The 14,149-nt window shown below is 61.9% G+C and carries 10 protein-coding genes; 3 read left to right on the top strand and 7 right to left on the bottom strand.

Annotated elements, in window-relative coordinates:
* Window positions 1–3: 3 nt before the first annotated feature.
* The 4 genes from BW14_RS03190 to BW14_RS03175 form a co-directional block, all read right to left on the bottom strand.
* A complete protein-coding gene (locus BW14_RS03190) occupies window positions 4–1,881 on the bottom strand; it encodes a DUF6020 family protein (protein WP_181162284.1) in 1,878 nt (625 codons plus the stop codon).
* A gap of 101 nt (window positions 1,882–1,982) precedes the next feature.
* The gene (locus tag BW14_RS03185) at window positions 1,983–3,401 is read right to left on the bottom strand and encodes an ABC transporter permease (RefSeq protein WP_044088386.1); all 1,419 of its coding nucleotides are present in this window, start codon (window positions 3,399–3,401) and stop codon (window positions 1,983–1,985) included.
* Complete coding sequence (locus BW14_RS03180) at window positions 3,388–4,638, bottom strand: ABC transporter permease (RefSeq protein ID WP_044088387.1); 1,251 nt, start codon at window positions 4,636–4,638, stop codon at window positions 3,388–3,390. The genes BW14_RS03185 and BW14_RS03180 overlap by 14 nt, the downstream gene beginning before the upstream one ends.
* A 9-nt stretch (window positions 4,639–4,647) precedes the next feature.
* On the bottom strand, window positions 4,648–5,718 hold the full coding sequence (locus tag BW14_RS03175) for an ABC transporter ATP-binding protein (protein WP_081886527.1): 1,071 nt from the start codon (window positions 5,716–5,718) through the stop codon (window positions 4,648–4,650).
* A 240-nt stretch (window positions 5,719–5,958) separates the two neighbouring features.
* Between BW14_RS03175 and BW14_RS03170 the strand changes: the two genes are divergently transcribed.
* The 3 genes from BW14_RS03170 (at window position 5,959) to BW14_RS03160 (ending at window position 9,299) form a co-directional block, all read left to right on the top strand.
* Entirely contained in the window at window positions 5,959–7,236 is a 1,278-nt protein-coding gene (locus BW14_RS03170; protein WP_044088389.1) for a sensor histidine kinase, read from the top strand.
* On the top strand, window positions 7,233–7,889 hold the full coding sequence (locus tag BW14_RS03165) for a response regulator transcription factor (RefSeq protein WP_044088390.1): 657 nt from the start codon (window positions 7,233–7,235) through the stop codon (window positions 7,887–7,889). Before BW14_RS03170 ends, BW14_RS03165 begins: the two co-directional genes overlap by 4 nt.
* A gap of 105 nt (window positions 7,890–7,994) precedes the next feature.
* Complete coding sequence (locus BW14_RS03160; protein WP_044088483.1) at window positions 7,995–9,299, top strand: alpha-amylase family protein; 1,305 nt, start codon at window positions 7,995–7,997, stop codon at window positions 9,297–9,299.
* Window positions 9,300–9,383: 84 nt separating this feature from the next.
* Here BW14_RS03160 and BW14_RS03155 read toward each other — a convergent pair whose 3' ends face one another.
* From BW14_RS03155 to BW14_RS03145, 3 genes are all read right to left on the bottom strand, one after another.
* Window positions 9,384–11,480 carry a DEAD/DEAH box helicase gene (locus BW14_RS03155; protein ID WP_044088391.1) on the bottom strand — a complete coding sequence of 699 codons (2,097 nt, stop codon included), beginning with the start codon at window positions 11,478–11,480 and terminating at the stop codon, window positions 9,384–9,386.
* Between the two features lie 144 nt (window positions 11,481–11,624).
* The gene (locus BW14_RS03150; protein WP_044088392.1) at window positions 11,625–12,914 is read right to left on the bottom strand and encodes a uracil-xanthine permease family protein; all 1,290 of its coding nucleotides are present in this window, start codon (window positions 12,912–12,914) and stop codon (window positions 11,625–11,627) included.
* Between the two features lie 329 nt (window positions 12,915–13,243).
* The gene (locus tag BW14_RS03145) at window positions 13,244–14,074 is read right to left on the bottom strand and encodes a histidine phosphatase family protein (protein ID WP_044088393.1); all 831 of its coding nucleotides are present in this window, start codon (window positions 14,072–14,074) and stop codon (window positions 13,244–13,246) included.
* Window positions 14,075–14,149: the final 75 nt, after the last annotated feature.

Below are 14,149 nucleotides of genomic sequence, written 5' to 3'. Positions count from 1 at the left end.
ACGTCAGACCCCTTTCTGCCGCCATAACCGTTCAGGGCGTACCGCATCTGCACGCAGCAGGCCGATCAGCAGGGGAACCATGATGAGCGACCACAGCATGTACCGGGTGGCGGTGGGTTTGAGAGGTATCGAAATTGCATTGGGCAGCAGGGAAAGCAGTGACCAGACAAGAGGCACTGCGAACGGGAACCACGAATGCCGTCTGACAGCGCGACCATCGCGCATGCCGGACGCAGCGGACGCGGCGGCACGGCCGAGACGGCAATAGACAAGGAACAGGGGCAGGACGAATGTCCAAACGGAGGTGAACGTCAGTATGCGGATGATTGGGAGGGAGCGCCATGCGTTCCACCACGCGTGGGCGGCGGACTGACCGGCCCGGTTTTCCGCATACGCGGGCATCTGCCGGAACGGCTTGCTGTAGGTGTTGAAGATCTGCAAGTCCATCTGGTTGCCGATGGCCTGGTCGGCGACCCGGTCGAGCGAGGCGAGGCTCACCGCCGGTGCTGTGGAATTCTGTGGCGTGCGCAGGAAAGAGAACCAGCCGGATTCGAGTGAGGCGAACGCGATGAGATAGGAATCCGGATGCCTGAGGCCCATCTGCGCCCAAGCCGTGGCATAGTCGGGCACGCCGTTGGCGTCGCGCAGCGAGTATTGGATGATCGGGTCGGCCAGATAAGGGTTGTACCTCGAGGCCATGTGATCGAACGGCACATGGTTGACCGTGTCGACGGCTTTGCGTTCGTCTGGCGTGATGTCATGGGGATGGTCAAGCGCATACCGTGCAGTCATCTGCATCGGCACGACGAGAATCTGGTTGGAATCCTCCTTGGCCACCTTGAGCGGCCCGGCCACGGCTGCGGGGAATATGACGACGGCGAGCAACGTCACGCCCAGCGCAGCGGCAAGCGCCGTCAGACGCCGACGGCGAGTCGCTGCGACCACTGGCAGTGCCAGCAGGGAGAGCACGGTGATGTACAGCCCGGTCATCGTGGTGAGCGCGCAGCCGAGGGACAGCACGAACAATCCGGCGAGGAAACGTCTCGACGCCAGCGCCTCGAGCCCGGTCCGCACGGTTTCAGCCATCATGATGAGCCATGGGATGAGGAACACCATGTGCAGGCTGTCCTTGACGATGGACATCGTGAAGATCGGGAAGGCCGGGAAGACGGAGAAGAACACCAGCATCATCAGGCCATAGGCGCGGCCGCAGCCGATATGCCGTACATACAGGCATGCGGCTGCAAGTCCGAGGATGGTGGCGGCCACTTGGACGGCGAGATAGGCAATCAGACCGTTCTGGTAGTTTCCGGTCAGCGTATCGCCCAGCCATGCCGCGCCGCCGAAGACAAGCGTGTCGAGCACCGGATGATGCGAGGATATCGCGCCTGCCGGTTGTCCATAGGCGCTGATGCCGAAGAACTGCGCAATCTGGTCCCCCGTGTCGAACCATATGGTGCCGGGAGCCATCATGATGATGACCGGCATCCAGCAGATACCTATGACCGCCCCGTATATCAGCAGTCGTGGGATCAGACCGAGCCGGTCGAATCGTTCGAACAACTCACGGAGCCAACTGGCAGCGGACGCATGCGAGATGCATTGCATGGCCCGTATCACGGCCGGCCTGCATCCGTTGCCCGATGCTACGGAATCCGACTTGGCTGTTCGGACCGGCGACAGGGCAATGAGCCGCTCGCCCGCCATGAACACGATGAGCAGCAGGCCAGCCAAGACGAGCGACTTCGCCCAGAACCGGCCATCATAAGGTCCGAAGACGGCCCGGGTCGCGGCTTGATCGGCGCATGCGATGGTCAAGCCGCCGAGCATACACAGAGCAACCTGCGCCATCCTCGACGGCCTGACCTTTCCGAACATCATGATTTAGACGATAAGTGACCGGATACGTAGTCTGCACGGAATTGGCGTATTGTTCACCGAGCGGTGTCGCTCCGGTAAGACTGACGAGGCGAAGGCTTCATCTAGGCGAGTTGCGTGGTGCTCGTCCCCACCGGGACGGGCCGTGTGCGCCGCCAACGGCCGATGGCAAGCCCGATGCAGACGAATGTCACTGCAAACAGCGCCACAATGCCAATCGAAGAAGCCCATCCCGTCACGCTCACGCCACTGTCCGCAGCGGTGCCGATGCCGAGCGCGTCGTCAATCGCCGCGCAATACCACCATCCGGGCAGCATACGGCCGATGGCGAGCATCGGTGCGGGCATCATGTCGAGCGGGAAGGCAACGCCGGAGGTGAACAGGATGAGCAGGCCGAATACGTTGGCGAACCCGTTGGCCATGGTCTCGCCGGTCCCTCCGCATTCGCCGAGCAGGAAGCCGCAGGCCACGGTCATCAGTGCATAGATGCAGGCCGCCAGGAGCGTCATCGCCGCCCCGGCGGGATCGATCCGGGTCGGGTCGAGACCAGCTCCGGCCATCAGCCCCACTGTGGCCAGAAGGTAGATGACGACCACGATCAGCGCGAACATGCACATGGTGGCCATGCGTTCGACGCCCATCAGCGAGGAGCGTTGCGGGGATGCGAAGAGCCGGCGTCTGGTCTCACCCGCATTGAACACGCCCAATACCAGCGCCGTGCATACGGTCATGGCGACGAACAGCGGGTACAGCATGGTTTTCATCGTGACGCCGAGACCTTTGGCGGCCTCTGTCGCAGCGTCGGGCTGCATGGCGGGGGCGTCGCTGTGATCGACTGCAATCGCATGGTTTGCGGCCTTGTCACGGGAGACGGCTTCGACCCGTTCCGCAGCTTCGGATACATCATTCAGGCCGAGGTCAGCAATCCGTCCTTCAGGCAGCATGTCCAGCGACCCGTTTGACGTCGTCGCCTGTCCGTTGCCGGAATCGGACGATCCTGCATATGCGCCATACAGCGTGGCCCAGTCGGCGGCATCCACCGTCACATTCCCTCCGATCAGCGTCGTGCGCAGCATGGAGAGGAACCCACTGACGCTCATGGAGGCCATTGAACCGGCGCCGGACCTGTAGCTAGTCACCGTTTCGACGGCAGGCGTGTCTTCACCGGATTTCACCGAGGCAAGCATGTCGTCCGCGTAGCCTTGCGGGATGATGACGATGAGATCGACCCAGTTCGACGCGACGGCACGCTGCAATGTCTCCGGCTGGTCTTCGACATCGACCAGTTCATGGTCAGGTGTCAGATAGGCGCGCAACGAGCCTGCGATATACCCTCGGTCGGCGTCGCGGTCCACGACGGCGACCGAAGGCTTGTCCGGGACGAAGGTGTCGCCGGCCTCCGTGCCGGATTTCAGTTGAAAGGCGCTGATGGTGAACATCATGATGCCGATAAGCACCAGATAGATGATGATGTAGAGTCGGTGCGCGATCAGTACGCGAATCGTGGCCTTACAGGTGTTCATAGCGTTGCTCCTTGAGCATGATGACGCCCGCGATGAGGAAGACGGCGCTCATGGCGAGCAGGATGCCGCAGGTGGTGAGGAACGGGCGGTAGCTGTCGAAATAGAGGATGTCGTAGAACAGGTTGGTCACCTGCTGGGCGGGGTTGATGAGTGCAAGCACTGGCGCGTCGCGAGTAATCAATTCGCTCAGGCTCATCGCGAATGCGCCATACAGTCCGGAGAACAGGGACAGGGCGCATGGGATCGCACTGGTAAGTCCCATTTTCACGCTGTGCGTGAGCCCGGGGATCGCTCCTATCATCGTGCCGAACGCACAGGCCATGAACGAGGCCGTGATGACCGCGATGACGGCTGCGGGCTCACGCCCGCCGAGGGCGATGCCGCAGACATACCGGATGTAGGACAGGGCGATGAGCAGGCTCGTCGCGGCGCACAGCCAACTGGCCAGGAATCCGGCCATGAGCTGCCGGCCACGGCCCAATGGCGCGACCGTGCGTCGCAGCCCCAATGCGGACAGGTTCGCCTGGGCCGTGGTCACCGCGGTGATCGAATACCCCATGGCCATCAGGCAGGCCATGCCGAGCAAGGCGTAGAAGTATCGGGCCATTGCGTCCGGCTTGAAGTTCGTCAACTGGATCTCGCGGGTCATGCCTGCGGTGTCGCCCAAGGACGTCCAGAACGAGCGGCTCACAGCCGCCTGCGGATTGTCGGCGATGAGATCACGGGTGACGGCGTCGGTCCGATTGTACAGTCCGATGGCGTTGCCGAGTGCGGCGATGGCGACGGCTTTCGATGAACCGGACGACATGGCGTCCTTCGCGCTGCCGGCCACCGTGGAAGCCAGCGTCAACCGCAGTCCGCCTTCTGAGTCCACGGTCAGGTATCCGTCTGCCGTGCCGTCTGCGAGCGCGGCGCGCGCCTGGGTCAGGGAGTCAACGGCGGTGGCGTCTATGAGATGGATGCCCGGATCGGCGTGAGCACCTGGCGTCTCGGATTCATCGGACGTGCGGGTCTTGCCGGAGAGCGCATCGACGAACGAGGACGCTACGGATGCGTCTTTCCAGTTCGCATCCTCCACCACGGCCATCGCGATCGGCTTGATCTCATAGCTATCCGCGAGATTGCCGAACATGCCGGCGAACAGGGTGGAAAGCACAAGCGGGAAGACGATGAGCCAGAACAGCGCAGACCTGTCGCGCAGGTTCGTCTTCAATGTCATGACGAATGTGGACCACATGGCATCCTCCTAGTCCCTCAGTGCCTTGCCTGTCAGTTCGAGGAACACGTCGTTCAGGGTGGGCGGCTGGCTGGTCAGGTGGCCGACGTTCGTGCCGGCGGCGCGAAGCACGCCGAGCAGGTCGATGAGGTTATGCTCGCCACGACGGCATCGCACGTCCAGTTCATGCCCGTTGTAGGCCGCTTCGATGACGAAGCCAAGCGCGCGTACTGCCGCCAGCGTCTCCTCGGTGAGGTCAAGCGTTCCGATGGTGATGCGTTCGCCGGTGTCGATCATGTCCTTCAGTTCGTCCGCGGTGCCGAGCGCCAGATGCCTGCCGTGGTCCATGATGAGGATGCGGTCGCAGATCCGCTCGACCTCCTCCATGTAGTGGCTGGTGTACACTACGGTGGCACCGTCACTGTTGAGTCGCTGGATGCCTTCGAGGATCGCGTTGCGGCTCTGCGGGTCCACGGCCACGGTCGGCTCGTCGAAGAAGATGAGGTCGGGCTTGTGCGCGATGCCGCAGGCGATGTTGAGACGCCGCAGCAGACCTCCCGAGAGCTTGCCTGGACGGAACCTGCGGAAGTCCTGCAGCCCGGCGAACGCGACCGCCTCCTCGACCAGCGGCGCTCGTTCGGCTTTCCTCGGCACATACAGGGAGCAGAAGTAGTCGATGTTCTCCTCCACCGTCAGCTCGTTGAACACGGCCACATTCTGCGGCACAATGCCGATGCGTCGTTTGAGGTCGTATGAGGTCGGCGTCATCGGCTGGCCAAAGACGCGTATGGTGCCCGAATCGTAAGTGAGCAGCGCAAGGATGCAGTTGATCGCCGTGGTCTTGCCGGAACCGTTCGGGCCGAGCAGACCGAAGATCTCGCCTTGGTGCACGTCGAGGTCGAAATAGTCGAGCGCCACCATGTCGCCATAGTGTTTGACGAGTTTCGAGACGCTGACGGCCGGGGTATCGTTCACGTTCGCAGCTGGCGTGCCTTCGTCCGGTATGGCCGCGATCCGCACGGCCTGAGATGCGGTCTCCTCGCCGCAGTGCGCCGATGCCGCCGGGACAGAGTCCGTGAGGTTTGCGCTGTCGTCCGCCATGTCCGCTCCTTTCCTGGAATCATCCCCTTCTCGGGTTGTCTTCATCATCCCAAGCGCGGACCGTCGACGCCATCCACAAACGTCACGATTCATGCCCCGCGCAATGACATTTGTCATGTCTTGCCGCAAGTGCCTTGCAACGCATGCAGCATGCACGACGCACGACGATCCTGTCCATCAACGAACGCGGCCGTTGCGGGTAGGCTTGAGTGCAGTTACGGCATCTACTGCGGAGGTCTCATGCGGATATTGGCGGAGAAAGGATTGATGGCGGCATTGGGCATGCTGCTCGCTCTGAACTTTCATCCGCATGCCGACGCCATGCTGGTCGTCGCTATGCTTGCCGCAATCTGCATCACCAGCATCACCGAATGGCTTGCCGCAAGCCGATGGAAATGGCTGCCGATGGGGTTGTTCACGCTGGCCTGCATCTTCCTTCCTCTATGGCGCTCATTCCTGCCGCTTGCCGCCTATGATGCCGGACGGACCGTGATGCCGACGGTTTTGTTCAATTCAGGCGATTCCGGACGAAACCGATCAGACGGCATCAGACAGGATTTGGCGCATCGTCTGATGCCGTTTGTCCGATGGACGTGGGTCGTTCCGCTGGTTTGTGTAGCGGCGGACGCCAGCACGGGTTCAGCGAGTACAATCGCAGCTTCGGCGTTCCTCGCACTGGTGACATGCGCCGGTTTCGCCCTAGGCTCCGACTCCCGACGCGCCGAGGATGCGTCACGCCGAATCAGGCATTTGCGGGATCATGCGCGCGAATCCTTGCGCGCGAACCGTCGGCGTCTTGCGGAGATCGAAGAGGAACGCGCCCAGTCGGTGCGTATGGCCACGCTTGGGGAACGCACGCGCATCGCACGCGAGATACACGACAACGTAGGACATCTGCTCACCCGTGCGATCATGCAGACACAGGCAAGCCGCACGGTGGCCGAGGCGATGGGCGAGAAAGCATCGGCCCAAGGGTTCACGGCATTGTCCGAAACCTTGGACGAGGCCATGACGATGGTTCGCAGATCAGTGCACGACCTGGAGGACGACGGCACCGATTTCGCTGCGCAGATCAGTGCAGCGGTCCGGTCGTTCGACGGCATCAGCCCCGGATTCACGGTCGGCTTGGTCAATGGCATCGAGTCTGCCCCCGCTCCGGTGACACGCTGCTTCGCCACGGTGATCCGCGAGGCGCTGGCCAACGTGGTACATCACAGCGAGGCGTGCGAGGCGACCGTGACGCTGCGCGACATGCCGGCGTTATGGCAGCTGGTCGTGCAGGATCCCGGGCCCGCGAAGCCGGGCGAGGCCCCAGCTCCTTTCTCCGACCCTGTCATGGCGACACGGCATGATGCCGAAACGTATCGCGGCATGGGGCTGGCGGATATCGACTCACGGGTCCGGTCCTTGGGAGGGACCTCCCTATGCGGCCCGTATGGCACCGGCTGGCGGGTGTTCGTATCCATACCGAAAGGCCCATGGCAATCAGGGACACATGTGGAATCGGGGCAATCATGACAACCATCGCAATCGTGGACGACGACCCGATCGTCTGCCAATCATTGCAGACGATCCTCACCGCCACCGGCACCGCCGAGGTGCTGTGGACCGCCAACGACGGGGATGCCGCGCTGGCCGGATACTTCAAGGCTCCCTCCAGCAGGCCGGACGTGCTGCTCATCGACATCCAGATGCCAGTGACGGATGGCATCACCGCCGCGCGGCGGATCCTGGCGAGGGACCCCGCCGCCCGTATCCTGTTCCTCACCACATTCGCGGATCGGGACTATATCGCCCAGGCCATGGGACTCGGCGCCAAAGGCTACCTCATCAAACAGGATGTGTCCGCGGTGAAACCGGCGATCGAAGCCGTCATGGCCGGGCAGGTGGTGATGGGATCGGATGTGCTCGGAAAGCTCACCGGCGGCGTCCACGCGCCATACGCAGCGGATTCACCATCCGGGGACGAAGGCGCACTTGACGATGCGCTGAACGAGCGCGAACGAGATATCGCGGCGCTGGTCGCCAAGGGACTGGACAACCGGGACATCGCCGCCACGCTGTATCTGAGCGAGGGGACGGTACGCAACCGCATCAGCGCCATACTGGACAAACTGGGACTGACGAACCGCACACAGCTGGCGATCCGATGGATCAACGAGCATCGATGACCGACTACGTAACAGGAACCGTGGCGTCATAAGGGATTCGGCATCCCGCCCGACCGACTTACGGCCGATATGCGAGAATGGACACAGCGTCGATGGGAGGCGATGATGACGATCAGTACTGATGAGGGACGCACGCTGCCGGATTGGGTGCGCTATGGCGTGTTCTGGCAGGTGTATCCGCTGGGATTCTGCGGTGCGGACATCCGGCCGTCAGGGCCGCGCGAATTCCATGGCCGAGGACTTGATGCACTGCTCCCCTGGCTGGGCTACGTCCGAGATCTGGGGGTTTCCGGACTGCTGCTCGGACCGATATTCGAATCGGCTTCGCATGGCTATGACACGCTTGACCATATGAATGTGGATGTGCGATTGGGCGGCAACGCATCCTTCGACCGGTTGGCCGAAGCATGCCGCGATATGGGATTGCAGCTGATTCTGGACGGTGTATTCAATCACGTGGCGCGCACACATCCGGCGGTGCAAGCCGCTCTGGATGAGGCCCGTGGACGTCTCCGAGCACAGGATGATGCATGGCATGGCGTGGTTCGCACCCATACGGGCGCAGACGGAGAACCCGTCTTGGATGTGTTCGAGGGACACGGGAATCTGGTTGAGCTGGATCACGATGCGCCGGAAACGGTGGCGTATGTGGCGCAGGTGATGAACCATTGGCTTGACCGCGGCGCTGCCGGATGGCGTCTTGATGCGGCATACGCGGTGCCGCCCGCCTTCTGGGCGGGGACACTGCCGCAGGTCAGGGCCGCGCATCCGTATGCATGGATCTTCGGTGAAGTGATTCATGGCGATTATCCACGAATCGTCAAGGACTCCTCAATGGATTCCGTGACGCAGTATGAGCTTTGGAAGTCCATCCAGCACGCGCTCGAAACGGACAATTTCTTCGAGCTCGACTGGAATCTCAAGCGCCACAACGCGTTCCTGGACTCATTCGTGCCGCAGACGTTCATCGGCAATCATGATGTGACACGCATCGCCTCACAGATCGGCCCGCACAAGGCGGCACTGGCCTTGGCCGTGCTGATGACGGTCGGCGGTGTGCCGAGCATCTACTACGGAGACGAACAAGGATATGTGGGTGTCAAGGAACAACGTCTTGGCGGTGATGACGACATCCGTCCGAAATTCCCCGACTCCCCCGACCAACTGTCACGGCTCGGCGAGCCGATCTACCGGCTGCATCAGTCACTCATCGCACTGCGCAGGCGAAACCCGTGGCTGCTGGATGCGCGCACCGAAGCATTGGCTTTGGAGAACAAGCGCTTCACTTACCGGTCGGCCAGCGCCGACGGTACACGGTCATTGACCGTCTCCCTCGACGTGGAAGGTGCTCCGGCGTTCACCATCGTCGATGCCGACGGGACGACGCTGTACCGTTATCGGAGCGAATAACGCTGACCGATAGCATGGCATGAACGGCTGTGGGCACCCCCTTGAGGAGACGCCCACAGCCGTTCATGCCATGCGTTCCGCTCGTCAACGACGGCCGGAACGGGTGCCGCCCAATCGGAAGGGTGCGCGTTTCGACCTGTTCTGCTTGGAATGACGACGACGCGGACCGTCTGCGTTACCGTATTTGGCCATCATGCGACGATCATGACGCTTCGCCGCCTCACCGCGCTCGTCGGTGATGATGCGGTTCTCATCCTTGCGATGAATGCGCTTGCCGCCTACACCGCCATGTCGTGAATCGAACCGGTCCGCCTCACGACGGTTCCTGCTCTGACGGCGTTCATCCCCGTATTGACGGTGCTCGCCCCGACCCGTCCTGCTCTTTGTCGCTGCGCGACGATTCGAGGATTCGTTCCGGCCAGTGGGACGCTCCTGCGGATGTTCGAACAGATAATCGCGACGCTCGGCTTCCGGATTGCTCATGCCGGCCCGCCGTTCGGCCCGGTTCATCCGACGAGGATTCACATCATGGCCGCCGGCATGGTTGCCGGAGCGGAACGATCTGCTGTCTTGCTTCACGTTGAAGCCCTGTGACTCCTTGGAATCCCGCGATTCGTAGTCATCACGCTGCGAGCGGTGATACTCCTGAGACAAGGACCGGCCATTCGTCTGCGCGAACTCACCGGGAGCGACATTGGCCATCCGTTCGGCGGCGCGACGGCGTCTACGCTCCTTCTTGGCGGCATTGCGCGCCTGCTCGAGCTCGCGTGCCCGAGCCTCACGCTCCTCTTTGCTGATGCGAGGCGATTCCTTACGGCCTTGATTGCGGCGACGCCCGCCTGCCGGCTGCGACTTGTCCAGATCCCAGCCCATGACCACCTCGGCGGGCTCCCCCACCAGCTCCATCACTTCCGGAGAATCGTGGGTGACCTCCTGCGGCTTCACGCCTATGCCGGCCTCGCGCAGCATACGACGGGTCTTGCGGCGCTGTTCCGGTAATACCAGAGTCACGACGTCACCGGCGCGACCGGCTCGTGCGGTACGCCCGGAGCGATGCAGGAAGGCCTTCGGATCCTCGGGCGGCTCGACCTGCACCACCAGCTCCACGCCGGACACATCGATGCCTCGGGCGGCAACATCCGTGGCCACCATGACATGCACATCGCCGGATTCGAATGCGGCAAGGTTGCGGTCGCGCTGGTTCTGGCTCAGGTTGCCGTGCAGCTGCGCTGCGGGTATGCCTTTCTGGGTAAGGCTCTTCGCCAGCTTCTGGGTCTGGAACTTGGTGCGGGTGAACAGGATGCGCTGGCCCGTACCGGATGCAAGCGTGCGCACGAGCTCGGGTTTGTCGGCACGGGTGGTCTCGAACACATGATGGGTCATGAGATCCGGTTCGGTTGTGGCGTCATCCACGCTATGCACCTTCGGATCCTTGAGGAACTCGTTGACCACCTCGTCCACGCCGTGATCAAGCGTGGCGGAGAACAGCATGTGCTGGGCGTCGGGACGCACCTGCTCCAGCAGTCGTTTGACCGGCGGAAGGAAGCCCATATCCGCCATTTCATCGGCCTCGTCGATGACCACGACTTCCACGCCGGACAACGTCAACGCCTTCTGCCGAAGCAGATCCTCAAGCCGTCCGGGGCATGCGACCACAATATCCGCACCCTGGCGCAGATCGCGAATCTGCCGGGCGTACTTCACACCGCCATAGACGGTGGTGGTGCCCATGCCATAAATCTGGGCAAGGGGCGCGATCACGTCGTTGATCTGATTGGCCAGTTCACGGGTGGGAGCCAGCACCAGACCACGCGGATGCGGAAGGAAGTCATCGGAACGCCGTTCCTCCAGGCGCTCCTGCTTGCGTCGTCTGATCTCACGGCGGAACTCCTCCATGGCGATTTCCCCAAGGGAGTCATAATCGCCCAGACGGGACACCAGAGGAATGGAGAATGCGAGAGTCTTGCCGGAACCGGTACGGCCACGGCCGAGGATATCCCGACCGTCAAGGGAATCGGGAAGCGTATCCGCCTGGATGGGGAACGCCGTCTTCTTGCCTTCCGAGGCGAGTTCACGGACGATCGGCCCAGGTACGCCGAGCTCTCCGAACGGAATCGGACGAGCATCATCATTGCCGTTCATGGCAGAATCGGCATCATCATCAAAATCGTTATAGGGCACAGTGGCCTTTCATGGATAGGTACGCATTGGTGTAGCGCGTAAAATATGCAAACCATGCGAGCCTAGCCCAAGGCCTCTACTTTACAGACAGCGGGGGTCTGCCTCCTGTGAGGCAAACCCCCGCTGCACAGTGGCCGACTGCGGCTATAGGATGTCCGGATCATCCTTGTCGATGGTTCCGGTGGCCTTGCCAATGGCCTTGAGGCCATGGTATGCCACCAGGATCACGATGGTGCCGATGGCGATGCCATTGAACGAGATGCCGGAGACGGTGAAGGCGAACTGTCCGATGGCGATGATCATCGTGATGGCGGCCACCATGATATTGACCGGCTTGTCGAAGTTGACCTTGTTCTCCACCCAGATGCGGATGCCGATCATGCCGATCATGCCGTAGAGCAACGTCGTCACGCCGCCAAGCACGCCGGCCGGGATCGTGTTGATCACGGCACCGAACTTCGGGCACAGGGACAGGATCAGTGCGAAGGCGGCCGCGCACCAATACGCCGCAGTGGAGTACACCTTGGTGGCCGCCATCACACCGATGTTTTCACCGTAGGTGGTGGTGCCGGAGCCGCCGCCGAAACCGGCGAGCGTGGTGCCGAGGCCGTCCGCCATCAAAGCGGTGCCGATCTGATTGTCGTAATCACGGCCGGTCATCTGCGCCACGGATTTGACGTGGCCCACGTTTTCAGCCACCAGCACGAGCACCACCGGGATGAACATCGGCAGGATGGAGAAATCAGCCTGCGGCAAGTGGAACTTGGGGAATCCGATCCATCCGGCGTCGGCAATGGCCGAGAAATCCACCTGACCGCGGAAGCAGGCGTACACGTAGCCGATGAGCACGCCGACGAGGATATTGAGTCGGCCCAGCAGCCCCTTGAACAACACCGCCACCAGCAATACGGCGAGCAAGGTCACAACAGCGGTATCCGGCGCCTTCTGGAAGTTCGACCAGACGGATGGTGCCAAGTTGAAGCCGATGATGGCCACGATCGCGCCGTTGACCACCGGAGGCATGATGATGTCGATCCACTTGGCGCCGGCGTAATGCACCAGCACACCCACCAACGCCAGCAGGATGCCGGTGACCATGATGCCGAAACTGGCCACGGCGATGCCCTTATTGGCGGTGGTGACAGCCGTGATCGGAGCGATGAATCCGAATGAGGAGCCAAGGTAGCTGGGCAGCACGTTCCTGTTGATCAGCAGGAACAACGCCGTGGACATGGCTGTGAAGAACAGCGTGGTGGACGGGTCGAAGCCTGTGAGGATAGGCACCAGGAAGGTGGCACCGAACATGGCAATGACGTGCTGGGCGCCGATGCCTGCAGTACGCACCCAAGTCAGGCGTTCGTCGGGTTCAACGACCTCGCCGGGCTGGAGCGTCTTGCCGTCGCCATGCAGCGACCAAGTGAACAGATTTTTCATACATGAACTCCTTTGGTTCTCCCTCGCGGCGACAACACAACCGTCATCCGCGCATCGTGAGCCATTGTAACCTGTTCACGACTCCCACACGTTTCGTCGCACTCTGGTCCGCCGGCCACGGGCCGCCTGCCCTCTCCCCAGTGGAAACAGACCGTATGTTCGCGTTCCGACGAACCTCGCGCGAACATACAGTCTTTTCGGCCATGCCAACAGGCTGTATGTGCGCGCCGTCCACGTTGAGACGCGAACATACAGCTTGTACGCACGTTTCCGGGCCTGACCGTCAACATCTACCGGCGGCCGAGGAGACCGGCGGCCGTGAAAAGATGTCACTTGCCGTAGTATTCGAGCAGATGCGGGTCCACGGAGCGCACCACGTCCACCAAATCGCCGTTCGAAAGATACGGACGCTTGAATTCGCGCCAGGGCTCCACCTTGACCTCCCAACGGCCGGATTCCTCATCCAGTACAGGGCGGGCGGTCTGCTCCCAGCGCACGCGCTTGGAGGTGCGGCCGGTCTCCGGGTCGCGTCGCGTGTAATGCAGGCATGTGCAGTTGGTGATCTTCCAATCATCCGAGTCGGCGCGACGCAGGAACTCCTCATCGGAGAGGTCCTCGATGGTGAGCATCAGCGCCAGCATGAAATCGCCGTGCGTGACCATGACCACCGACTCCGCATCGGATTTGCGGCTCAGGGAATTGAGCACATTGTGCACGCGGTCCTCGGCCACATCGGCGATGGACTCACCCGCCGGCGGACGCCAATACAGCGGATCGGTGTTCTTGAACATCCAATTGCGGGCGTAATTGGTTTTGAACTCGTCCTTGGTGATGGTGTTGATCTCACCCCAGGAGCGTTCGCGAATCACCCGGTTCTCCTCCCACTTGGCCTTCGGAAGGGCCATGGTGGCGGCGGTCTCACGCGTGCGCACATACGGCGAAACCATGTAACGGTCGAACAGCTGCTGCTGTGCAACGATCCAGCGCCCGATGCAATCGGCCTGCTTACGTCCTATGGCGGTCAGTCGCCAGGAGCGGTCAGGCACAGTGACGTTGTCCTGCGTATACAGCGAGTTGTCGCCACGATCACCTGCCTGGACGATGACATTGGCTTCGGACTCACCATGCCGAATCACATACAAATCGAGCGGCATGCTCATACGATTGTCCCTCGTTTCTCAACACACATTGACCATTACCGTAGCCGAAACGCGGGGCAAGCACAGTGTTCTTCT

This window comes from Bifidobacterium sp. UTBIF-68 (assembly GCF_006408855.1).
Lineage (GTDB): Bacteria > Actinomycetota > Actinomycetes > Actinomycetales > Bifidobacteriaceae > Bifidobacterium > Bifidobacterium reuteri.
This window is presented reverse-complemented; position numbering and strand designations above follow the sequence as displayed.